Raw genomic sequence first — 21,181 nt, 5'->3', positions numbered from 1 at the left:
TAGACTAGTTGTCATCAAATGTCTCGATCAGCTCCAGCAGCCGCCTGGTGACCCGCTCTACGATACCTTTTCGCTCAAGAATTTTGGGCTTTGTCACTAGAGCCGCGACCACCCTTTCACGCAAAGGCGCGCGTTGAGTGAAGTGATACTGCTTGATCATCTCTTCCACGGCTTCCCGCTTCAAGCCTTCCTGCGCACAGAATCCCGCTAGCTCCTGCTCTCGCTGTTCAGTCCAAAATGCCTCAAAGCCAGCTTCCACTTCTTCTGGCCTAGGAACAGCGGGAAGGTAATCCGCAATGAACTTCTCGATCAGCTCCCGCTTGCTGCGAAGCTGCGCTTCGGACCCTAGGAGGTCGAGAACTGTCTGCTTGCGGCTCGCCGCCGACTCTCGAGCCTCCGCGCTCTCTGACTGCTCCGCCTCCTTAATCTGAGTAAGCAGTGCGAGAATGTAGGCAACATTGATCTCATCACGCCGGATCAGCTCAAGCTCGAAATCCACCTCCTCAAGGATGGAAGCTTTATCCTCGGCCTCCTTCTCCGCCCTGACCTTGTCGTACAAATCGAGATACTTGCTCTTGTAGTCCTCGAATGCCTGCTCGTTCATCCACAAGTCGGACCAGGCAAATTCTGAGAACGTCTTGAGCACATTCAATGTTCGCATGAGATTGCGGAATGCCTTGATGAACAGCAGTTGGTCGTCTTCCGAAATCAAGGCGTCGATCGAGTCAACGGTTGGCGCAATCCCCATCAGGGCCTTCACGCCTTCATTGAATGCCGCCACATAGTCCTCGTAGGGATCGATCAGGATTGTCTCGCTTGCGTTCTTGTCAGAGAACAGCGCGATCGCTTCATCGGTCTTCTTCTTGAGGTTCCTGAAGCAGACGATGTTGCCCTGGCTCTTCACCTCATTGAGGATGCGATTGGTGCGCGAGTAAGCTTGGATCAAGCCATGGAAGCGCAGGTTTTTATCGACGTAGAGTGTATTGACCTTCTTGGCGTCAAAGCCAGTCAGGAACATGTTCACGACCAGGAGAATGTCGACCCGATCTTTGTCCCGAAAGCCTTCCTTGTCCCGTGCCTTTATGCGCCTCCCGATGTCCTTGTAGTAGTTATAGAAGCCGCCTTGCTGCTTGGTGCTGAAGGCCGTTCCATACAGCTTGTTGTAATCGGCAATGAACTCATCGAGCATCTCGCGGCTGTGCCGGTTTTCAGGCACATCCTTGCCCAGGTCGAAATCAGGCTCACCAATCAGACCATCGGCGTCCTGATCGTCTTCGTTCACGCCATATGAAAAGATCGTCGCGATACGCAGATCGTGCGCACCAGCTGCTCGATGCTTCCGAAACTGCTTGTAGTACTGGATCAGCGCATCGACGCTACTCACCGCCATGATGGCGCTGAAGTCCTTGCCGTGAGTCTTACGCTTGTGCTGGTCGATGACCCAGCGAACAACCAGATCGGTCCGGTCCTCGCTTTCGAAAAATTCCTTGGTATCGATACCGGCGACCTCTTCGTCGATGAGGCTGCCGTCCTTCTTCTTCAGCTTGCCCCAGTATTCGACACTGAACTTGAGCACGTTCTGATCGCGGATCGCATCGGTGATGACGTACTGGTGCAGCTGCTCGCCAAACAGGTCTTTGGTCGTTCGTTTGCCGAGGGCATTCTTGGCCGCATTGTCCGCAAAGATCGGCGTGCCGGTAAAGCCAAACATCTGCGCCTTGGTGAAATACTCGGTGATCCGCTTGTGCGTTTCCCCGAATTGCGAGCGATGGCACTCATCAAAGATAAAGATCACCCGGCCATCTTTGACGGCCTGCATGGTGGCATCATACCGATCCTTGCCGATCGCATTGTTGAGCTTCTGGATCGTCGTGACGATCAGCTTGGTGCCATTGTCACCAAACTGCTTGACCAACTCCGCCGTGTTATTCGTCCCGTCGACGCTGCCTTCCTTGAAGTGGTTGAACTCGCGCGTCGTCTGGTAATCGAGGTCGGCGCGGTCGACCACAAACACAACCTTGTCCACCTTAGGAAAGTGCGTGAGGATTTGCGCTGCCTTGAAGCTCGTGAGCGTTTTGCCTGACCCGGTCGTGTGCCAGATATAGCCGTTCTTCCGGCTGGTCTTCACCTGCTCGACGATCGCCTCGACCGCGTAATACTGATACGGGCGCAGAATCATCAGAACCCGATCGGTTTCCTGCAAGACCGTGTAGCGACAGATCATCTTGGAGACGTGACACTTCTCCAGGAAGGCATCGGCGAACTCGTCCAAATTGGTAATCGGCGTGTTGTCACGCTTCGCCCAAAAGAACGTCTGCTTGAAGCTCTGCTTGCGCTGGTTGGCGTAGTATTTGGTGTTCACGCCATTCGAGATCACGAAGACCTGCACAAAATTGAACAGTCCGCGCTCGCTCCAGAAGCTGTGCCGTTGATAGCGGTTTATCTGGTTGAAAGCCTCCTTCATCTCCAGCCCGCGCCGCTTCAACTCGATCTGAACGAGCGGCAGGCCATTGATGAGCAGCGTGACATCATAGCGGTTCTTGTAGGTGCCTTCCTGGCTGATCTGGTGGGTCACCTGGTATTCGTTCCGGCACCATTCCTCCATGTTGAGGAATTGCAGCCAGACGGTGCTGTCGTCGTCCCGCTTCAATGCGAACCGATCGCGCAAGGTCTTGGCGCGATCGAACACATTGCCTTTGTCGAGATGGTTGAGCACCCGCTCGAACTCGGCCTCGCTCAGCTTGACCTGATTGTGCTTCTCGAGTTGTCGTTTGAGGTTGGCGATGAGCTCGTCACTGCTGGAGATCGAGACGCGCGCGTAGCCCAATCCGGTCAGACGCTGGACCAGGCTCTCTTCAAGCTGAGCTTCGGATTGGGTCAACTCTGATCACCAATTTTGCGTGCAAGTGGTGTGTACGTCAACTCAAGTCCGTCGGCGAAGATACGACGATCCGGCGATTCGCCGGTCATCTTCCTCATGATGAATGTGCCATCCGAGGCCGCCCAGCGTTTGATCTCTTTCACAATCAACTGCCAATCTTGCTTGGGGTCGGCGGACATCAATCTTTGAATATGATCAGCCATCGGCCTTACGATCTTCAGCGAAATGCCGGTCAAGGTCTTGAACGCAGAACGTTCATTCTCATCGAGGTTATGCAGTTCCCAAGCCAGCCGATAATACTGCTGCCACGTCTGAAGCGTTTCTTTCAGCTCGATAGCGGGCCGTTCGTCCTCATCAGGGTCCTCGCAAGCCAGGGCAAGTTTGGTCTTTCCAAATCGAAAGAGCAACGTGCCGATGCGTGTTGTAGGAGAGACGCCAGCGATGCGGATCGGTTGGCGCGCCTGATTCTTGGCAACCTCGATCACCTTAGTGGAAAAGCCGCCCACCCGACCTTTTGCTTCGATCACGTGATACTCACCTGTGCTAGGGTTCGGTCCAACAAAGTCGGGCGTCGAACCGCCCGAGGGCATCCAAACGGGGGAGTTCTGGGCATACCATTTGAAGTGAATGAGCCACGGCACGCCGAGGAACTTGGCCGCAAAGATCTTGGCGAAGATCATCCCGAGGCTGAAATTGACCCAACCCTTTTCCGTTGGGTCGAGCGCCGCGAAGGATGGCGAGTGCATCAAGTAGGAGCCGGGCCAATCCAGTCGAAGGTTTGCACGCACCATCGCCTGCCGGAACATCGCTTCATCAATCGAGTATTGCCCATGGGCATAAACCGTTTGTCGGTTTGGCCGCCCCACCGTGAGTGCCGCCCACAGAAGATCAAGTTCATCGACCACAAAAGTGGACGGAAGCAGGGAGCTGTACGGCGCTGGGAAAGCCTTATGGCGAAGAGGGATCGTCCAAGTCATCTGACTTTCTAAACGAACATCTGCTGAAGCAGACCCTTCTTGAAACTTTGCATAGCACCGATCTGCTTGGTCACCCCGTCGATCTTATCGTCTAGGGCAAGAAGTAAGTCGGCGATTTTTCGTTGTTCGTCCGGGTGAGGGATCGAAAGCCTAAGTTTGAGGAAACTTGACTTAGATAGGTTGTAACGAGTGCTGCCTTGGGCGAGCGGATAAACCAGTTGCCGGTACCCCGGCGACCTAAATAAGTATCGCGCAAAATTAGGATTTAGATCGTCGACCGAATGCGGGCGCAAGACGAAACAAAAGCTATTCAGGAAGAGTTGATCTGGGTGGTCGAGAACGACCGACGCAAAACCCACCTCAGCCGGTGTCTCAGATGAAGTCGTAAGCAGAATATCGCCATATCTAAGCTGATTTTGCCGCTCATGCTTATCGATCCTGACGAACTCACATTCCTCAAGTTTGATGGAAGATGCCCCAAAGACCTGGCGATAGGTAACAAAGGGTAGCCCGTCACCAAAGTCGTCGGCGGACTTGCCTGTCAATCCGCCAAAGCTGATTCCCATATCACCTATCTGCTTTTCCTCCCAGCGAGGGAAAGATGTGCCATCGTCCCGTGTAAAACGCAGCTCTCGCGAAAAGATGCGTTGAATCAGGCATCCCTTGTAATTCATCAAGGCATCTAGTCTGCGTCCCAAGAAATGAGTGCGTGCATCTAAATCATTAAAGAAGGATGCAATTTTTTGCTGCTCGGATAGCTGAGGATGTACAACCGGATCAATCAACACGCGCGCATTGTTGATTTTCATGTCATTTTTTGCACCCTTGTGGACAAGAGGCATCAGGTAATGATTGGTGCGATCATCAAGTTCGAAAAAGCGCCCCCAAAATCCCGGGTCGTGTTCTTCACGCACCTCGTAAACCGCATACAGTGTTGATACGATCCCCGGGGGGCCATGGTTAGTCTTGATTATTCCAAACGGATTATTCTTCAGCGGGCTCTTTGTGTAAACGACGTCGCCATTTTCCACGATGTGATAGTCAGATACTGAAACGCCTGCGTAACTTCGTCCCATATGCGCGATTTGATTTACAACGCCTACCTCACCCGAGACCGACAATACGTCAGACTTACTAAAGCGTCCGTCTCGATTTCGAGACTTTTTTTCACGCAGTGCCATATTTAGTGGCACCCGGACCCAGTCCCCATCGAACTCAGGAAAACGTAGCTTCGGCACTTTGGGCTCATCAAACACGTCACTCATGCCTGCACCAGCCGGAAACTGACCTGATAGCGATAGAAGTCGATATTCTGCGTCACCGACAGCGCCCTTTGCAGGCGCAGATCGTCCTCCATAGCGATAATCACGCCCCGCACGTTCTGCCCCTCTTCCGCCAGCTCGCCCGCGACGTAGCCCATATACCGCTGCACCTGGCCGACGACGACATCGCTTGCCCGCCCGCGTTTAAGCTCCACCACCAGCAAGGTCTTGCGATCCTTCGAGATCGCCAAGACATCGATCGGGCCGGTATCACTGGGATACTGCTGCCCGACCAGCTCACCCTCATCACTGAAGATGTTGTATTCGCGCCCCAACTCGGTCTGCGCCCAATTGGTGACGAGGAAATCCTCCAGATGCTTCTCTAACGCGAAGGTGCTGGGGTCCTCGATCACATCGCTCGTCGCGATCACGGCTGGCGGCGCATCGTGGCCAATCAGCCGTTCGATTTCATCGGCGTAGTCTGCAACAACAACAATGGTGCCCGGTCCATTTGTCGATCGGAGAAACTCGGTCGACATTTCGGATCGAGCGGCGCGAATATCGAACCAGTCAACTCTGCGGCGTTGGGGAAGAATTTCACCTGATGCGCAGTAGTAGTCGCTCGTCACCTTTCCGATCATGAATTGGCCATCGGAAGCAGGACTGAGCACGATGTCGCCGATGTTCATACCCTCGCCAAGGGTCCACAGCATCCCGCAGGCCAATCCCGCTGCGACTGGTGACTTGCCAGGATGCCTCTCCAGATAGACTGGACGAAAGCGCGCATTGAAATCGCGCCAGCTGTTGCCGAATTGGCCACTAAGATCTTCGTCAAACCCCCAGTGGACCCCGATGAATCCGCCCGCTCTGCATTGCTCGGCGAACGCTGCGGCTTCGCCAAGTCGGACGCGGTAGTAGCACCTGCTCATATTGGTGCCTCGATGCCTAGTTCCTTGCAGAAGCTCAAAATCTTCGCGTCGATGTCGACCATGTCCTTGTCGATTTGCCGCAGCTCGGCAACGACTGCATTAAGATCGACCGGCTCTTCTTCCTCGAAGGTGTCGACATAGCGCGGGATATTGAGATTGAAGTCATTCTCTTCGATCTCGGCCACCTTGGCGCGATGGCTGAATTTGTCGTTAACATCGCGTTCGCGATAGGTGAGCACGATCCGGTCGATGTCTTCATCGCGCAGGAAGTTCTGGTTCTTGCGCTTCTCGAAATAATCCTCCCCGCTGGCATCCACGAACAATACATCTTCGGCATGCTCGCGGCATTTCTTAAACACAAGAATGCAAGTCGGGATACTGGTCCCGTAGAAGATATTGGCAGGCAGGCCGATGACCGCGTCCAGCCAGTTCTTCTCTTCGATCAAATAGCGGCGAATGTGCCCTTCGGCTCCACCACGGAACAGCACACCATGCGGTAGGATCACCGCCATTGTGCCATTCTCATCCAAGTGGTGAAGCATATGCTGGACAAAGGCGAAGTCAGCCTTTGAAGCTGGTGCCAGCCGCCCGTACTGGCTGAACCGATCATCAGCGAGCATGTTGTCGTTGGCATTCCATTGCGCACTGAAGGGCGGATTGGCCACCACAGCCTCGAAGCGCATATCAAGCTCGAATTGCGGGTGCGTGAGTGTGTTCTCCTGCCGCAAGTCGAACCGTGAATAGTGTATGTCATGAAGGAGCATGTTCATCCGGGCGAGGTTGTAAGTCGTCCGGTTCATCTCCTGGCCGTAATAGTGCCCCACCTGCTCGACCTCGCGCGCAACCCGCAACAAGAGCGAACCTGAACCGCAGGTTGGGTCATAGATCGACTTGAGACGCGTCTTGCCGGTCGTCACAATGCGGGCAAGGATCGTGGAGACTTCCTTAGGGGTGTAGAACTCACCAGCCTTTTTGCCTGCTCCACTGGCAAACTGGCCGATCAGGTATTCGTAGGCATCGCCCAGCACGTCGCTGTCGACTTTTTCCAGCTCGAAATCGATGTCGTCGAGGTGCGTCAGGACCTTGGCGATCAGTTCGTTCTTGGCGTCTGCCGTGCGCCCCAATTTGGTGCTGGTCAGGTCGAGGTCTTCGAAAAGCTTGTCGAAATCGTCTTCGCTCTCGGTGCCCATCGTCGATTGCTCGATACTGGCCAGAATCCGCTGGAGATCGTCGAGAATGAACCTGCTGGAACCTTCGCCACCTTTGGCATTGCCCCGTCGGGCAATTTCGCTGAACAACTCAGATGGCTTGAGGAAATAGCCCAGCTGCTCAGTGGATTCCTCTCGAACCGCTTCGAGGATTTCGTCGCCTTCTTCGGTGCCTTCGGCGACGTCGAGGTACTCAATCCCGTCTTCCTCAAGGATGCGATTGGCATAGCGATGCATCTTTTCGGAAAGATATTTGTAGAAGATGAAGCCCAAGATGTAATCGCGGAACTCGTCCGCATCCATCTTGCCGCGCAATGTGTTGGCAATGCCCCAGAGCCGCTGCTCGAGCTTCTTTTTTTGTTCTTCGGTCAATGTATTGAACTCCCTGCCGCATACCTATCGCGGCTGGCTGGCTTGGCAATGCCAGAGTTACACGCGCTTGTTCTGAATACATTCGATCAGCGCCCGCACGTCCGGATCGAGGAGGGGGTCGGCTGCGACCGGCTGGCCGATCTGGCGGATCAGTTCGGCTTGGCGCTGGGAAGGCACCGCTCCATAGCTAGTCAGCGTGGTAAGCACGCGCTCATGGCCGAGGTTCTGCGACCAGGCCTTGAACTCCTCCGGAGTTCGGCATTCGCGCTCGCCAAGTTGCACCAGTGCATCGCGGAAGCTGTGCGGGTTGAAGTACGGGAGGCCAGCCGCTTCGAAAGCTTCGCGGAAGACCTTGCGGATCGGCCCCGCGCCGCTCCAATGCTCGCGCGAAAGTCCGATGGCCTGGAAACCCCCGCTTTGGCCAAGTCCCATCTGCGTCTTGGGGAAGAGCGGATCGTTGTCGCTCCAGAGAAGCACGTCACGCAAATGTGCACACCACTCGCTAACGATCCCCATCGCCTCACCGCCTACGGGAAAGAACCAGGTCGGGAAGCTCTTGCTCGCCTTCGTGTTCACGTCGCGTGCGTCCTGGTCGACGAGGCCCTCGGACAGATTCACATGCTTGAGCTTGAACGAGGCAAGCGCCCCGTCTCGCGCGCCAGACAAGATGGTAAAGGCGATCAGGGCTCGGTTGCGCCTTTCGATGTCGGTCGTGGCGAACATCGACGCGATCACGTGGTGCACCTGTTCCAGCGTGGGAACCGGCTTCTGGCGGCTGGCCTTGGCGATACGGACGTCCTTCTCGGACAAGTTGAAGTAGTCGGCATCGGAGTAGGAAATCTTCGACTTGTAGCCCGGCTGTCCAGCGAGCCAGATGAAGAACGCGCGCAGAGCAGAGAGCGTCGAGTGGACGGTCGCCCGCGCCAGCGGTTTGCCAGTGCGCACGTTCACTTCGAGGTCCAGCTTGCGCTTGAACGCCTTCGCCTGTTCGCGGTGGAACTTTTTGAAGTCCTTGTGGCCGGTCACGTCCTCGAAGCGGGAAAGAGCCTTCGCAACCTGATCGATCGACGCTTCGTCGCGCCGCATCGCCTCCTTCAAGTAGTCGAAATATTCGCGCTTGATCCGGGTGTTTGCCGCGTTGTGCTTTGCCATGGCCTAGTCCTCCGCAAGTTTGTCAGTGTTTAGGGAAGGCATTGTCCGCACTCCTATGCTCGGACGGGCTTGCGTGATCTGGACATCGATTTTGGGCATGACCGCCGTGATTGCCGTTCGCCGGACACGGCGATGCATCATGCTGTCGCAGGTCTCACACATGGCCTTGAGGTTGCCAGTCGTGACGTTCAGCGGAACATACTCGACCGTTTCGAGCGCAGGCCGCTTCCCCTCGCGACACTTCACGCAATAGAGCTGGCCCGGTTTCAGCGGGCACTTCTTTGCCTTGGTCCGTTTGGCCCACCATGTCTGGAACTCGTCACCATGGATCAGGACGGGGCGAGTGCCATCAACCACGGGCAAACCGGCCCTCAACCAGCCACGCACGGTATGCTTGTGCACTCCGAGCAGCTGCGCCAGCTCTGCGACGTCATACGACCGATGCAGTTTGGCGAGACGAGGGTTGACCCGGCCCATTTCCTAGTCGCCCTAGTCCAGCCCGTCGGCCAGCCGCTTGATCGACGCGGTCGTCACCAGGCGGCGGCGGCCCATCTTGCGTGTTTCGAGCTTGCCCTCGTTGATCAGGGCATAGATCGACGTGCGACCTAGGTTCAGTGCCTTGGCTGCTTCGTTGATAGAGACAAGCAGTGCTTCCATGTTCGCGCTCCGTAATGAGCTGGCGCGTGCCAGCGGATGCGAACAAGCATCGGCGAATCCTCAAGTTGGATCGCGCGATAAGGTTCGGAAAGGTTCGCTAACTCCGTTCGGAGTCTTGAATGGCGATCCAGAGGGCACGAGCACGCTTTGTTACTGCCGTATCGCCAGCCTCAACCCCTGCGTCATTAAGCCATTCAAACATAGCCTTTTTGATGTCGGCTTGCTTCTTTGGATCAAGATCACCCGACCAAAGTTGAACTGCGATTGCAGCCCACATGGCGTCCCAGTGGTCGGCTAACGGCTTTCCTCCAGGATTGCGATTTGAAGTCACTGATTCGATTGCATTGCCTCCTCTTGCGTCTTCGCCGCCGGACCTGAGAAAATTGAAGCGTTCTATCTGCAATCGTCCCATTACGTGGTCACGGACTTCAGCGAAGCGGTCATCAGCGGCCTTTTGAAAATTCGGCGCTCGATCACCTCCTCCAAACGCGAGTGTTGTTGCCTTGCGAACATGCGCCTCCAGCGTGCGGAATGTCGCCGTCATATGCTTGACGACAAGTTCGAAGGATTCCTGATCTTGCTTCACCTCGCTCACCAAGGCGATAGCCTGATCAAGATAACGGTTGGCGTGATCCTCGGTAAGTTGGATCGCAGCCATAACAGTCATACTTGATTGAAGGATGCCTCTCGCGGAGTGTTCAGCGCGCTGCGCTTGGTGAGCTGCCTCCACCTCACGTGCGAATTTCACGTGCAAGTGCTCTAGTCGGAGACTGGCCTGTGTTCGCTCTAGCTCATCCACCTAGCCATGATTGTTCAGGATGGTCAGCTTGTCGAGTCTGCTAGGTTGCCGGTCGGGAAGGATAGGACTTCGCCAACTTCACGAAGCACATCATGATAGTCGCTCCACCATTGCGCCATTTCTACCCGCTCCAGCCAGTGTGCGCCTCGGTTATAGGTGCCGCGAACTGCGTTGCTGTTCTTGTGTGCCAGCGCGCGCTCAATGGCATCCGGCGACCGCTTTCCGCTCTCGTTGAGCAAGGTGCTGGCCATTGCGCGAAAGTCGTGGGCAGTCATTTCCTTGCCGCTGTAGCCCAGCCGCCGAAGCGCCGCGTTGATCGTATTCTCCGACATTGGCCGCTTGCCCGGATAGAGCGACGAGAAGACATAGCGTTGGCCTGCGCTGATAGCTTTGGACGATTCCAACAGCGCAAGCGATTGCTTCGAAAGCGGCACAACGGGCGGGTCGCACATTTTCATCTTCTCGGCTGGGATCGTCCATATGGCCTTGTCGAGATCGAACTCATGCCATTCCGCGCGACGAAGCTCGCCGGGACCAACAAAGACATGAGCTGTCAGTTGCAAAGCCAGCTGCGCAAGAGGCTGGCCGGAATAGCCATCAATAGCGCGCAACAATTCACCTACGGCTTGTGATCCTAGACAATGATCCAAGTTATTCCAAACAAAGTACAAAAGTATAACAATGTCATTTGTTGCTCGCGGCGCTCACCAAGGCCTAACTTTATGCTGGCAACGTGGTTACATTGGCCAGTATCAAGGAGGGCAGCCAATGGTGGCGCATCGATCAAGGAGTGGTGGCCATGGCAGAATGGCTGCCATGTTGCTCGGCGCAGCGGTCGTTGGTGGATCTGGCGGCTACTTGCTCAGCGCTAGCGACGAGCCCACGGAGGATGTCGCTCAGGCCGCGCCACAGCAACTAATGTCGACCGACGTTTACTACCGGTATTGCGATGATGCGCGGGCGGCAGGTGCCGCTCCAATTTACCGTGGCGAGCCCGGATACCGTGACGCCCTGGATGCCGACAACGATGGGGTGGCCTGCGAGCCGTACCGTGGGCAGTAGCTAAGCGGCTATAGGCCTGCCCAGCCAAACATCTTGTGAATTAGCCTGCGGAAGGCCGAAGGCTTGGCCATCAAGGCGGTTGATGTCGGATCGGCTATTTCCGGGGCTTCCGTATCGGAGGCTTCTGTAGGCACATGCCCTTCATCGTGTTCGGTGGACTCTTTTTCAAGTGTTGTGTTTTGCTCGACAGGCCCCTCGGTCAATTCGACGCTATCAACGCTTTCCTCAGCAACTTGCCCGCTGCGCTCTTCGGCCGCTGCAATCACGTAGTCGCCAAGATCACTGGGCTCCTGGCGCCCCTCATTTCTAGCGTCCTCGTCCACCTTCGGCGGCATAAAGCCTGGCTCTGAGTTGGGCTCAGACGATTGCTTGTCGCTGTTTGGTTTTTCTTCGGCTTCGAGCGCGAGCGTTTCAACCAAAAGAGCGGTACCGCGATCAGGTTCGCGTTCATCCGGCGCTCGTTGGGCAAATCGATCCTGCACTGCTTGGTTTAGCTGGGCCAAAGCGCGATCAAGCTCATCCATCGCTTCAGTCCTAGTCCACTACCGTCAAGCCATCGGCTTCGATTTCCGCGGTGGAACGTCGAAGCCTGATTTCAATCCGTCTGCGCCGTTCGTCGCTCGAGTTTTGGGAGCCGTCGGCAGCTGTATCAACTGGGACGATCATTTGCGCGCCTGAAAGCGGAAGGATCGTAACGCCGCTCAAGCGAGGGTCAGAACGCAAAACCTGCACGACGGATACGGCCCTTGCCATTGCTAAGCCTGAATTGTCAGCGAAGCCCAGACGATCGATGTCGAAGCGGCCAGTCGATGCCGCAATCAAGCTGTCATCCAAGTTTGAAAAGCCCCGCATAGGCACTTCGTCCGTGTGGCCAATCACCTCGATCACATCCACGTCGTAGTCGCTCAAGCTCGTCGCCAACAATGGTATGACGATGTCGATAAGGTTCTGTCTAAACTGAGGCCGTAGCTCGGCGCTGCCGCTTTCAAAATAGTAGCCGCCAGCTTCGTCCAAGTTGAAGAACGGTGGCCACTCTCCTCTGCGCCCTCTTCGTGTCTCAGCAGCCGTGCGGGCAATAAACGCAGCTGGATCATCTTCGCCAGCACGCTCAGCAGCTTCGGTCGCCTGCCTCCCGCTTTCAGCGTAACGCAATGCGTCGCGGGGATTGTCCAGCCCCTGCTCTTCAGCAAGTCTCCTGAATCGGCGACCTATCTCAGCATCGTCGGCAAGCTGCTCCCAAGCGGCCTCTTCGCCGTATTGCTCAACTTGCTGCCGGACTTCGACGGCGCTTGTTAGCTCTTCCCAAAAGTCATCCGGCGTAACGGCGTTTGGGTATGCTTCCTGCAGGATGGAGACCATCCGTTGCTGTCCGGCGTCATCCATAAGTTCAATGGTCTCTTCTCGATCAGCCAAGGCAGCCGCCAGCATCATCAGGAGGATGAAAATTAGCAGGATCATGACTTCGGCCACGGTCAGCCCAAGGATAAGCCCCCTTCGGTAGGGTTGATCCTGTTTTGCTTCGGCGGGTGTCATGCCTGCTCTTGCCGACCAACTTCAGCGCGCAGGTTGTCAACCACACTCACCAATCCATCTTGGACGCGGTTAAAACCATCCCTGGAGCGCTCAAGCTGCTCCTCCAACGCTGCATTGTGTTGGGCAATCTTCTCCAGCAAACTCTCGGACTGCGCCTCGATGTTCTGGCGCACGTCATCGTGCTTTTGCGCCACGCTATCGATGGAGGCCTCTAGGCGTTCGGCAGCCCTGGCAATCGCCGCCAAAGCTGGGTCCATAGTCTTGGTTGGCGCAGCCTCCAGCTCAGCCACCCTCTCTTTCAGCTGCGCGGCAAGTTGCGCCAATGACGAAACGGTGCCTTGAGTTGCAGAGCCGAGGGACATTGAGCTTTCGAGTAGCTTCTTGCCAACGTCTTCCATGGCAACTTGCATTGCCGCCATAGCTTGCTGCTGGCTCTTAAGTTCCTCACCAATAGCAGCCGTTGCTGCAACGGTTTCCTTGATCGTTTCCAGGCTCTCAGCCGAGCTTTGCTGCTGCTCAGTGAGCTTCTCTAGTGAAGTCGAATGCCGCTCAAGAGCATTCTTTGACGTGTTTGTCGCTTTGGTAAGTGCTGCAACCTGCTCCTTGAACTCTTCAGCTTGGCTTTGCAGGCTTTCGCCAGCACTGCTGGCTAGCTGCTCAACGACGTCCACCGACTTCTTGCTGGAATCCTCGATGCTCTTGGCCGCTGCTTGCTGGACCTCGTTCATCGATTGCTGAAGCCCCAAGGAGAAATCGGCAAACCCCTCCGAAACTTGGGTTAGTTGCGATTTCACACGGGATGCTGCTTCGACCAGCTCGAAACGAACGTCTTCTTCAATATCATGGATGTCGGCCCTGGATTGGTTGAAGAACACACGCAAGATCAGGCCAAGAATTGTCGTAGCCAAAGCCACGCCGAAACCCTGAACGATAACAGTCGCCGTTTCGCTGGGATCAAATGTGAAAATGGCATAGGCCAAGCTACTCAGGGTGTAGATCAGGCCCAGATAGTAGCAATTGTCACCCGCTTGATCCGCTCGGAGTTTGCCAACTCCTTTGCTGCTGACCAGGTATGCGTACAATATCATCAGCGCAATCGCGCCTACAGCGATCCACTCCATGCGCAGCCCGGTGAGCGCCTTCAGTAGAACAATGAGCACCGAGCCGCCGAGCGAGAAGAGGAAGAACAACCCCCGGTCGCCAAGCATCTTTGTTTGTAGGGTATCGCGAAGTGCAACCATTAGCCGCTTATCCGATCAGCTTCGACGCTTAACGCGCCCTGTTCTTGAAGTAGGATATTCCAAAGCTCAGGCAGCGCCCGTGGCTGCGACGCTCGAAAGTCCGACCGCTGCAGCATCCACAATTCCATACGCACACCAGCCAAATTGGTCCGCGCATTCACGAAATCTGGGTTTCGCATAACTTCATCTGCTGTTGGCAGGCCACCGTAAAACGAGAGGTTCTCGGTGTTTTGCAGCAGGTCGCTTATGAGGACGATTGTCCGAGGCTTACCAAGCGCCTGGGCAGCCTGCAGTTCAGTCAAATTTACCGATTGAATGGACTGCATAATTGGCGAGCGATCACTTCCGCTGGCTTCGAATATGCGTTCATAGGCAGCCGTAATTGGGGCAACGAAATCGTTTTCATAGGTCAGCTGAATGCTGTCGAGATCACGATCCAGCTCTGAGAAATCCTGGGCAGTACCCGGGTTGCAGCGGGTAATGATCGGATGAAGGAGCTCTTCATCGGCTGCATTCACGGCAAAAAATGCAATCTGGGCTTCAACCCCAAGGCTTGCTCGCACCTCATCAAGGCGGTTGCGAAGGTCCTGGCGTTGGGCAAGCGTCAGTGGATCTGTGACATCCACAATAACCACGGTGTAAGCAGATGGTTCGGGCGGGCAAAGGTTTTCATCGACTGACTGTAGCTTGCTTTTTTCGGTCAGGAACCAAGCTCCCGCTGCTCCGATCACGCCAATCACAACGATGATGAACACAATTGCCCAAGCAGTCTTGCGTTGCTTGCGTCGCGCTACCCTAGTCGTCCGCCGCGCCATCGCGAAGCTCCTGTCTCAACGCATCAATAGATTCGAAGCTCTCGATTGCGTTGTCAAAGGCTTCAGCCACCTCCTCAATGGTGGAGTTCAATTCGTCCTCGGCCTTGCCCACCAGCGTCTCATCAAGCGGCGGGATATGAATGCTAGCCAGCTTTGGTCGATCAAGCTCTAGCTGCTGGTCGAAATAGGCGGGCGCGGGCTCGCTTCTCGCTTTGCGATTGGCATCCTGGTAGACCTTGAGCAAGTAGTTCGTCAGGCCCTCAAGCTGCTTGTGGTGCTGCTCAAATCTATAGGCCAGTTGTTCGTTGGCGGCCAATACGCGGCCTCGTACTCGCATCTCCAAGCCGACCCTGTCGCGCAGCTCCTCCGTTTGCTTGATCACATCATTGCGCTCTTCAGCGAGCTCTTCACGCGCCTCTGCTGCAAGCTCAGAATAGGTCTCTTCTCTGGCCTCGTGCCGACGCCCTAGTTTCCCATAACCAGGGTAGGGATCATCCATTCCATACGCTTCGTAGGCGACGAAGCCCGCAGCGATCATCCCCACTATAAGCATGCTCCAGGAATAAAAGTTCTCGAACCAAAACCCCTCCTCACTGAACAACGCAAGCGCCATCAGAGTGGGGTCTTCGAGCCCGAGAGACTGAGCGTCTCGAAAGTGACCTGCGTAGAAGTTGAAGACAACCACGAATGCCATCCAGAGGAGCATCATTATCCAAGCGATGGCCTTCAAGTGGGCTTCTCGGCGCTGCGTAGTGCGCCAGATAAATACCCCGGCAAGCACGCCAACCAGAACGTTTATGAGGGAGACCAGGGCAGCCGAAAATACGCCGCCGATGATGCCCATTTCATTATTTTCGCTCAGGAAGAATGTGTTTCCGGCGGTTTCGAACAGCCAGGTTCCAAGGATCTTCGCGAAGTTGACCCACTGTGAATCGACCACGTGATAGGGGCGCTCAAGACCATGTGCCTTCTGAAAGTGCCTGATCTCCCGGTTTGAAGCGCGGATTTGCTCGGCTTGCGACGATAGCTTGTCTCGCCAGTCGCCGACTAAACGCTTGATGTCGCCTAGCGTCTTCGCCTTCTCGCCGCGCACCGAGCTTAAGCCATAAAGGACCTGCAAACTTGCGAGACGGTTCTCGTAGGATCGTATGTGGTTGCCGGCTTCAATATGCGCTTGGTTCAGGTGGTCCTTGACCTCGGCTACAATGTCCCGTTCCACGGTATCGTAAACAACGGCATCAGGTGGCGGGAGATTTAGCGCACCCTGCTCCTTCCCCTTGTTCACCAAATCCATAGACCGCACGGTCTCATCGCGGTCTGGCCGCACAAAGGGATCGTCGATCGGTGCAAAGCCGTCGACTTTGTCAGAAAACAATCGCTGCAGACCCCCGAAGGCCTTCATCTAATCCCCCCGAATCTATTGCCTTCCCTATCCAGCAATCGAATCCCGTTAACCCCAGCGGGCAGTTATAGTCACGTTAAAGCTCTGAAATCGAGCAGTCTTCTTTCACGATATCATCAACGTCCCAATCCGCGACATAGATTGCATGTCCTTGGTCTATGAGATCACACGCAACGTTGCGCCCATCAACATAGACATTACCGAGGTAGCGGTCATAACTCATGCCTCCAGTCAGCACGACTTGCACATTTCCTGAAGCCACGAGTTCTCTGAGCGCAACGGCAGCAGAGAATGGATCTCCGGACACGCAATCTCGTCCAGGCCTGCAATGCCCGGGAAGCTCTGGTGCATCTATTCCGATTAGCCGGACACGCGTGCCAGAACATCTCAGAGTATCGCCATCCGTAACCTCACAGTCGGATGAAGTCGGCGCATTCGGGGAACGGTCCAGCGATGAGCCGTCAGCAGCTGACGATGCCGCTGCTTCGAAATCAGGTGCAACATGAGTTTGCACTGTACTCGCAGGCACTTCCAGTTCAGCAACATCAGATGAAGACTTTGCGACATAGCTGCCTAAGAGTGCGGCTATTCCGGCGACGGCAGCAATCACTCCGCCCTTGGCCATAGTCCGACGCCTTCGTAGCTTTCTGGCTTCATTTTCGAATACGATGGGCATGTGTCGCAAGGTGGTGTGAAGCAGCCACGCGGTCAACAATTGTTGCGATGAGTCGCACGGAGCTAGGCGGGTAGCACTACCCTACTCGAAGTGCGTCGAGGTAATCACTCCACCATTGCGCCATTTCCACGCGCTCCTGCCAGTGTGCCCCTCGGTGATAGGTGCCTCGCACCGCGTTGCTATCCTTGTGGGCCAGCGCGCGCTCGATGGCATCGGGCGACCACTTGCCACTTTCGTTAAGTAAGGTGCTAGCCATTGCCCGAAAGCCATGGGCGGTCATTTCCTTGCCGCTGTAACCCAGCCGCCGGAGCGCCGCGTTAATCGTGTTTTCTGACATTGGCCGATTGCCCGGATAGAGCGAAGAGAAGACATATCGCTGCCCAGCACTGATTGCCTTGGCCGACTCCAGCAATGCAATAGATTGCTTCGAAAGCGGCACAACGTGAGGGTCGCGCATTTTCATCTTCTCGGCGGGGATCGTCCAGATGGCCTTGTCGAGATCGAACTCCTGCCATTCGGCGCGGCGAAGCTCGCCGGGGCGGACAAAGACGTGAGGCGTCAGTTGGAGCGCCAACAGGGTAAGCGGCTGGCCGGAATAGCCATCGATAGCGCGCAGCAACTCGCCAACGGCTTCCGGCTCCAGGATGGCGCTGTGGTGCTTCACGGTCGGGGCGACCAATGCACCACGCAACAACGCCGAAGGGTCGGCTGTGGCGCGGGAAGTCGCCACGGCATAACGAAAGACGCGGCCAGAGAGCGAACGCATCCGCCGCGCCGTTTCCAAATGGCCCTGTGACTCCACTTCCTTTAGCGACGCCAACAGTTCGGCGGGCGTGATTTCCGAAATGGGCCGCTTGCCCAGATCGCGGTTGAGGAGCGACAACAGCCATTGTGTCTTCTTGATCGTTACCGCCGCCCGTTCCTCACGCTCCATCTTGGCGACGTATTCCTCACCGATTGACGCGAACGTGTTCGCCGCCGCTTCCTTGGCTTCATCCTTCAGCGCCGCTTTGACGGTCGCGGGATCGGTGCCGTTGGCAAGAATCGTCCGCGCCTCGTCGCGCCGCTCGCGTGCCACCTTAAGCGAAACATCGGGATAGGTGCCCAGCGAGAGCTTCTTCTCCTTGCCGAGATAGCGGTATTTCAGCCGCCAGAGCTTCCCGCCCGACGGCTGGACGAGCAAAAACAACCCGCGCTCATCAAAGAGCTTCTTCGGCTTGTCGCCGGGTTTCGCGTTGCGGATCGATGTATCTGTAAGCGCCATGGTGGGGGCCACTCCCGAAAGCAAGTTTCGGAATGGCCCCCAACGTGGCCCCCACAATGTCGCGATTGTCGGCGAATGTGAGCGAACGCCAGCGGCCAAATCCACCTGATTTTTGGCAGATTTCTGCGGTTTTTGCAACCGTCAGCGAACATCAATGTATGAGTAAATGGTGCCCAGAAGAGGACTCGAACCTCCACGCCCTTGCGAGCGCCGCCACCTGAAGACGGTGCGTCTACCAATTCCGCCATCTGGGCACCGGAGCAGGCCGGTCATCGAAAGCCGCCTGCGTGGTAGGGGCGCGCAACTAGGACAGGGCAGGCAGGCTGTCAACGAGTCACTTGCGGCACGACGCAAAAATTCGCCTGCTCGCGGTCTCGCGGCCCAAACACGGACCTTCGGGGCATTGCCCGCCGCCGGGGTTTCGGGCAAAGGGCGGGCCATATCCGGCTTTACGCGACACCAAGGACGAACGGACGCACCATGGCACGCAAATCCCCGCTCGACGGCAAGCTCGTCACCCTGATCGGCGGCAACGGCTTTATCGGCAGCCACCTGGCGCAAGACCTGCTTGATCGGGGCGCCCGTGTGCGCATTGCCGCGCGCAATCCGGAAAAGGCCTTCAGGCTGAAGCCGCTCGCCAACCTCGGCCAGCTGCAGTTCGCCCGCTGCAACGCGGCTGACAAGGGCAGCGTGGAAGCCTGCGTGGCCGGCTCGGACGCTGTGGTCTACCTCGTCGGCACCTTCGGACAGAACCAGAAGGCGCTGCAGGCGACCGGCGCGGGCCATGCGGCGCGCGCTGCCAAGGAAACCGGCGCCAGTGCATTTGCCTATCTTTCGGCCATTGGCGCCGATCCGGCGGCGGAGACCGGCTACTGGAGCACCAAGGGTGACGGCGAAGCGCTGGTGAAGGCCGCCTTCCCCAAGGCCACCGTGATCCGTCCGTCGGTGGTGTTCGGCGAGGAAAGCGGGCTGATCCCGATGTTCGCCGATCTCGTCTCGATGTTACCGGTCCTGCCCGTCTTCGGTGCCGAGAGCGAGTTCCAGCCGGTGTGGGTGGACGATGTCGCCGAAGGCATTGCAAATGCCCTGGAAGACCCCGCCACCCATGGCGGCAAGACCTACGAGGCAACCGGACCCGACACGCTGACCATGCTGCAGATCAACCAGATGATCGCCGCAGGTCAGGAGCGTGAGCGCGTGTTCCTGCCGATGCCCGATCCGCTGGCCAAGATCTTCGCCATGCTGCCGCTGACGCCGATCAATTCGGACCAGCTGGCCATGCTCAAGGCGGGGTCGGTGGCGAGCAAGGGTACACCGGGCCTGGCCAAGCTGGGGGTGACGGCAAAGCCGCTGTCGCTGTTCCTCGATCGCTGGATGGTGCGTTTCCGCAAGCACGGGCGCTTCACCGAGAAGCGCACCGCCTGATTGATAACGACCCGGTTCGCGACCAGCGGACCGCAAGGGTGACCTCCCACCCGCACAGGCGGATGGGAAAACTAGCTAGTCCATCTTGTCGACCAGCAGCACGGCACCGTCGTTGCCGGTGATCTGGACACGCTCGCCAACGGCCGCGTCAGGCCCGCGCACGTTCCATTCGCTGTCGCCCAGCTTCACGCGACCGCGTCCGGCTTCGATGGCCTCGGTCACCACGGCAACCTCTCCGGCCAGCCGCTCCCCGCGCTTGTTCATCTTGGGATCGGCGTCGATGATCGGGTGCGCGCGCAGGTAGACCCGCCCCGCGAACACGGCGGCGATGGCCAGCGCGGCGAAGATCACGATCTGCAATGGCAAGCCGATGGGGAGCACCCAGGCCAGCAGCCCGGTGATTATCGCGGCACCAGCCAGCCAGATGAGGAAAACCCCCGGGACGAGGATTTCCGCCGCGCCCAGCGCCAGCCCGATGGCGAGCCAGATGTAGTGCGGGTCGAGGTTTTCGAGCCAGTCCATCAGGCGCCTCCGCTACGGGGCACGTTGCCGCGGGCCGTGGGCGTAGCGGGAGGCGAAGGCGGCCCCTTGCCATCGCCGAGTGCCTCTCTCGCCAGTTCGCCGATCCCGCCCAGAGTGCCGATCAGCTGGGTCGCCTCGACCGGGAAGAGAATGGTCTTGGCATTGGGGCTGTCAGCGAAACGCGCCACGGCCTTGGTATATTCCTGCGCCACGAAGTAGTTGATCGCCTGGCTGCCGCTATCGGCGATGGCGTCGGACACCATCTGCGTCGCCTTGGCTTCGGCCTCGGCTTCGCGCTCGCGGGCCTCGGCATCGCGGAAGGCGGCTTCGCGGCGGCCCTCGGCCTGCAGGATGGCGCTCTGCTTGGCACCTTCGGCGCGCAGGATCTCCGAAGCACGGTCACCCTCGGCCTCGAGGATCTCGGCGCGCTTCAGGCGTTCGGCCTTCATCTGCCGCGCCATGGCGTCAGAGATATCCATCGGCGGGCGGATGTCCTTGATCTCCACGCGGGTGATCTTCACGCCCCAGGGCGATGTCGCATGGTCCACCACGGACAGCAGCCGGGCATTGATCTCGTCCCGCTTCGACAGCGTCTCGTCGAGGTCCATCGAGCCCATTACCGTGCGCAGGTTGGTGGTCGTGAGCGCCATGATGGCGTTGTAGAGGTTGGAAACCTCGTAGGCCGCCTTGCCCGCGTCCAGCACCTGGAAGAAGACCACGGCATCGGTGCCGACCATGGCGTTGTCGGCGGTAATGATTTCCTGGCCCGGAATGTCGAGCACCTGTTCCATCATGTTCACCTTCTGCCCGACGCGGTCGAAGAAGGGGATCAGCAGGTGGAAGCCGGGTTCGGCGGCCTTGTGGTACTTGCCCAGCCGCTCCAGCGTGTAGACATAGCCCTGCCGCACGATGCGCACACCCATCATCAGGAAGACGATGACGAGCACCAGCAGTGCCAGAAGGAATTCAAACATAGCCAACCTCCCACCCGATTGCGGAGGTCA

Annotated in this window: 21 protein-coding genes and 1 tRNA gene; 2 read left to right on the top strand and 20 right to left on the bottom strand. The window is 57.2% G+C overall.

The annotated features are described in order from the left end of the window. Window positions 1–4: 4 nt before the first annotated feature. The 10 genes from AAEO60_RS00260 to AAEO60_RS00215 all read right to left on the bottom strand — a co-directional run bounded on the left by AAEO60_RS00260 (window position 5) and on the right by AAEO60_RS00215 (window position 10,851). The gene (locus AAEO60_RS00260; protein WP_341671635.1) at window positions 5–2,881 is read right to left on the bottom strand and encodes a type I restriction endonuclease subunit R; all 2,877 of its coding nucleotides are present in this window, start codon (window positions 2,879–2,881) and stop codon (window positions 5–7) included. After that, window positions 2,878–3,858 (bottom strand): hypothetical protein, encoded by a 981-nt coding sequence (locus tag AAEO60_RS00255; protein WP_341671634.1) that lies wholly within the window; start codon window positions 3,856–3,858, stop codon window positions 2,878–2,880. Before AAEO60_RS00255 ends, AAEO60_RS00260 begins: the two co-directional genes overlap by 4 nt. Before the next feature lie 8 nt (window positions 3,859–3,866). Beyond that, on the bottom strand, window positions 3,867–5,123 hold the full coding sequence (locus AAEO60_RS00250) for a restriction endonuclease subunit S (protein WP_341671633.1): 1,257 nt from the start codon (window positions 5,121–5,123) through the stop codon (window positions 3,867–3,869). Further along, complete coding sequence (locus AAEO60_RS00245; protein WP_341671632.1) at window positions 5,120–6,049, bottom strand: endonuclease NucS domain-containing protein; 930 nt, start codon at window positions 6,047–6,049, stop codon at window positions 5,120–5,122. The genes AAEO60_RS00250 and AAEO60_RS00245 overlap by 4 nt, the downstream gene beginning before the upstream one ends. Further along, window positions 6,046–7,629 carry a type I restriction-modification system subunit M gene (locus AAEO60_RS00240; protein ID WP_341671631.1) on the bottom strand — a complete coding sequence of 528 codons (1,584 nt, stop codon included), beginning with the start codon at window positions 7,627–7,629 and terminating at the stop codon, window positions 6,046–6,048. Before AAEO60_RS00240 ends, AAEO60_RS00245 begins: the two co-directional genes overlap by 4 nt. Window positions 7,630–7,686: 57 nt before the next feature. Further along, entirely contained in the window at window positions 7,687–8,715 is a 1,029-nt protein-coding gene (locus AAEO60_RS00235) for a site-specific integrase (RefSeq protein WP_341671630.1), read from the bottom strand. Between the two features lie 69 nt (window positions 8,716–8,784). Continuing rightward, window positions 8,785–9,258 carry a helix-turn-helix domain-containing protein gene (locus AAEO60_RS00230; protein ID WP_341671629.1) on the bottom strand — a complete coding sequence of 158 codons (474 nt, stop codon included), beginning with the start codon at window positions 9,256–9,258 and terminating at the stop codon, window positions 8,785–8,787. Between the two features lie 12 nt (window positions 9,259–9,270). After that, a complete protein-coding gene (locus AAEO60_RS00225) occupies window positions 9,271–9,438 on the bottom strand; it encodes a helix-turn-helix domain-containing protein (RefSeq protein WP_341671628.1) in 168 nt (55 codons plus the stop codon). Between the two features lie 97 nt (window positions 9,439–9,535). Then, window positions 9,536–10,186: a hypothetical protein gene (locus AAEO60_RS00220; protein ID WP_341671627.1), complete on the bottom strand. Its 651-nt coding sequence runs from the start codon at window positions 10,184–10,186 to the stop codon at window positions 9,536–9,538. A 74-nt stretch (window positions 10,187–10,260) separates the two neighbouring features. Then, entirely contained in the window at window positions 10,261–10,851 is a 591-nt protein-coding gene (locus AAEO60_RS00215; RefSeq protein WP_341671626.1) for a tyrosine-type recombinase/integrase, read from the bottom strand. A gap of 67 nt (window positions 10,852–10,918) precedes the next feature. Here AAEO60_RS00215 and AAEO60_RS00210 point away from each other — a divergent pair, with 67 nt between their 5' ends. After that, complete coding sequence (locus AAEO60_RS00210; protein ID WP_341671625.1) at window positions 10,919–11,299, top strand: excalibur calcium-binding domain-containing protein; 381 nt, start codon at window positions 10,919–10,921, stop codon at window positions 11,297–11,299. Window positions 11,300–11,307: 8 nt separating this feature from the next. Here the strand turns inward: AAEO60_RS00210 and AAEO60_RS00205 are convergent, their stop codons facing one another. The 8 genes from AAEO60_RS00205 to AAEO60_RS00170 all read right to left on the bottom strand — a co-directional run bounded on the left by AAEO60_RS00205 (window position 11,308) and on the right by AAEO60_RS00170 (window position 18,484). Next, the gene (locus AAEO60_RS00205) at window positions 11,308–11,823 is read right to left on the bottom strand and encodes a hypothetical protein (protein ID WP_341671624.1); all 516 of its coding nucleotides are present in this window, start codon (window positions 11,821–11,823) and stop codon (window positions 11,308–11,310) included. Window positions 11,824–11,833: 10 nt separating this feature from the next. Next, the gene (locus AAEO60_RS00200) at window positions 11,834–12,832 is read right to left on the bottom strand and encodes an OmpA family protein (protein WP_341671623.1); all 999 of its coding nucleotides are present in this window, start codon (window positions 12,830–12,832) and stop codon (window positions 11,834–11,836) included. Continuing rightward, window positions 12,829–14,073: a hypothetical protein gene (locus AAEO60_RS00195; RefSeq protein ID WP_341671622.1), complete on the bottom strand. Its 1,245-nt coding sequence runs from the start codon at window positions 14,071–14,073 to the stop codon at window positions 12,829–12,831. Before AAEO60_RS00195 ends, AAEO60_RS00200 begins: the two co-directional genes overlap by 4 nt. Then, window positions 14,073–14,888 (bottom strand): hypothetical protein, encoded by an 816-nt coding sequence (locus AAEO60_RS00190; RefSeq protein WP_341671621.1) that lies wholly within the window; start codon window positions 14,886–14,888, stop codon window positions 14,073–14,075. Before AAEO60_RS00190 ends, AAEO60_RS00195 begins: the two co-directional genes overlap by 1 nt. Continuing rightward, on the bottom strand, window positions 14,869–16,290 hold the full coding sequence (locus AAEO60_RS00185; RefSeq protein WP_341671620.1) for a hypothetical protein: 1,422 nt from the start codon (window positions 16,288–16,290) through the stop codon (window positions 14,869–14,871). The genes AAEO60_RS00190 and AAEO60_RS00185 overlap by 20 nt, the downstream gene beginning before the upstream one ends. A gap of 76 nt (window positions 16,291–16,366) precedes the next feature. Further along, window positions 16,367–16,915, bottom strand: a complete 549-nt coding sequence (locus AAEO60_RS00180; RefSeq protein ID WP_341671619.1) for a thermonuclease family protein — start codon at window positions 16,913–16,915, stop codon at window positions 16,367–16,369. A gap of 127 nt (window positions 16,916–17,042) precedes the next feature. Next, the gene (locus tag AAEO60_RS00175) at window positions 17,043–18,230 is read right to left on the bottom strand and encodes a tyrosine-type recombinase/integrase (protein WP_341671618.1); all 1,188 of its coding nucleotides are present in this window, start codon (window positions 18,228–18,230) and stop codon (window positions 17,043–17,045) included. 167 nt (window positions 18,231–18,397) lie between these two features. After that, window positions 18,398–18,484: transfer RNA gene (locus AAEO60_RS00170), tRNA-Leu, on the bottom strand. A 226-nt stretch (window positions 18,485–18,710) separates the two neighbouring features. Here AAEO60_RS00170 and AAEO60_RS00165 point away from each other — a divergent pair. After that, window positions 18,711–19,655 (top strand): complex I NDUFA9 subunit family protein, encoded by a 945-nt coding sequence (locus tag AAEO60_RS00165; RefSeq protein WP_341671617.1) that lies wholly within the window; start codon window positions 18,711–18,713, stop codon window positions 19,653–19,655. A gap of 75 nt (window positions 19,656–19,730) precedes the next feature. Here AAEO60_RS00165 and AAEO60_RS00160 read toward each other — a convergent pair whose 3' ends face one another. Further along, window positions 19,731–20,177, bottom strand: coding sequence for an NfeD family protein (locus AAEO60_RS00160; protein WP_341671616.1), 447 nt, complete (start codon window positions 20,175–20,177; stop codon window positions 19,731–19,733). Beyond that, window positions 20,177–21,151 carry an SPFH domain-containing protein gene (locus AAEO60_RS00155; RefSeq protein WP_341671615.1) on the bottom strand — a complete coding sequence of 325 codons (975 nt, stop codon included), beginning with the start codon at window positions 21,149–21,151 and terminating at the stop codon, window positions 20,177–20,179. Before AAEO60_RS00155 ends, AAEO60_RS00160 begins: the two co-directional genes overlap by 1 nt. Between the last annotated feature and the right edge of the window lie 30 nt (window positions 21,152–21,181).

Origin of the sequence: Aurantiacibacter gilvus (assembly GCF_038289935.1) — a bacterium.
GTDB classification, from domain to species: Bacteria; Pseudomonadota; Alphaproteobacteria; order Sphingomonadales; family Sphingomonadaceae; genus Alteraurantiacibacter; species Alteraurantiacibacter gilvus.
This window is presented reverse-complemented; position numbering and strand designations above follow the sequence as displayed.

What these genes read in the sequence shown, in the direction of transcription:
- AAEO60_RS00255 (WP_341671634.1), bottom strand. Translation starts at nt 3,858, where the DNA reads ATGACTTGGACGATCCCTCTTCGCCATAAGGCTTTCCCAGCGCCGTAC.
- AAEO60_RS00250 (WP_341671633.1), bottom strand. Translation starts at nt 5,123, where the DNA reads ATGAGTGACGTGTTTGATGAGCCCAAAGTGCCGAAGCTACGTTTTCCT.
- AAEO60_RS00245 (WP_341671632.1), bottom strand. Translation starts at nt 6,049, where the DNA reads ATGAGCAGGTGCTACTACCGCGTCCGACTTGGCGAAGCCGCAGCGTTC.
- AAEO60_RS00235 (WP_341671630.1), bottom strand. Translation starts at nt 8,715, where the DNA reads ATGCGGCGCGACGAAGCGTCGATCGATCAGGTTGCGAAGGCTCTTTCC.
- AAEO60_RS00230 (WP_341671629.1), bottom strand. Translation starts at nt 9,258, where the DNA reads ATGGGCCGGGTCAACCCTCGTCTCGCCAAACTGCATCGGTCGTATGAC.
- AAEO60_RS00225 (WP_341671628.1), bottom strand. Translation starts at nt 9,438, where the DNA reads ATGGAAGCACTGCTTGTCTCTATCAACGAAGCAGCCAAGGCACTGAAC.
- AAEO60_RS00210 (WP_341671625.1), top strand. Translation starts at nt 10,919, where the DNA reads ATGTCATTTGTTGCTCGCGGCGCTCACCAAGGCCTAACTTTATGCTGG.
- AAEO60_RS00205 (WP_341671624.1), bottom strand. Translation starts at nt 11,823, where the DNA reads ATGGATGAGCTTGATCGCGCTTTGGCCCAGCTAAACCAAGCAGTGCAG.
- AAEO60_RS00200 (WP_341671623.1), bottom strand. Translation starts at nt 12,832, where the DNA reads ATGACACCCGCCGAAGCAAAACAGGATCAACCCTACCGAAGGGGGCTT.
- AAEO60_RS00195 (WP_341671622.1), bottom strand. Translation starts at nt 14,073, where the DNA reads ATGGTTGCACTTCGCGATACCCTACAAACAAAGATGCTTGGCGACCGG.
- AAEO60_RS00190 (WP_341671621.1), bottom strand. Translation starts at nt 14,888, where the DNA reads ATGGCGCGGCGGACGACTAGGGTAGCGCGACGCAAGCAACGCAAGACT.
- AAEO60_RS00185 (WP_341671620.1), bottom strand. Translation starts at nt 16,290, where the DNA reads ATGAAGGCCTTCGGGGGTCTGCAGCGATTGTTTTCTGACAAAGTCGAC.
- AAEO60_RS00180 (WP_341671619.1), bottom strand. Translation starts at nt 16,915, where the DNA reads ATGGCCAAGGGCGGAGTGATTGCTGCCGTCGCCGGAATAGCCGCACTC.
- AAEO60_RS00175 (WP_341671618.1), bottom strand. Translation starts at nt 18,230, where the DNA reads ATGGCGCTTACAGATACATCGATCCGCAACGCGAAACCCGGCGACAAG.
- AAEO60_RS00165 (WP_341671617.1), top strand. Translation starts at nt 18,711, where the DNA reads ATGGCACGCAAATCCCCGCTCGACGGCAAGCTCGTCACCCTGATCGGC.
- AAEO60_RS00160 (WP_341671616.1), bottom strand. Translation starts at nt 20,177, where the DNA reads ATGGACTGGCTCGAAAACCTCGACCCGCACTACATCTGGCTCGCCATC.
- AAEO60_RS00155 (WP_341671615.1), bottom strand. Translation starts at nt 21,151, where the DNA reads ATGTTTGAATTCCTTCTGGCACTGCTGGTGCTCGTCATCGTCTTCCTG.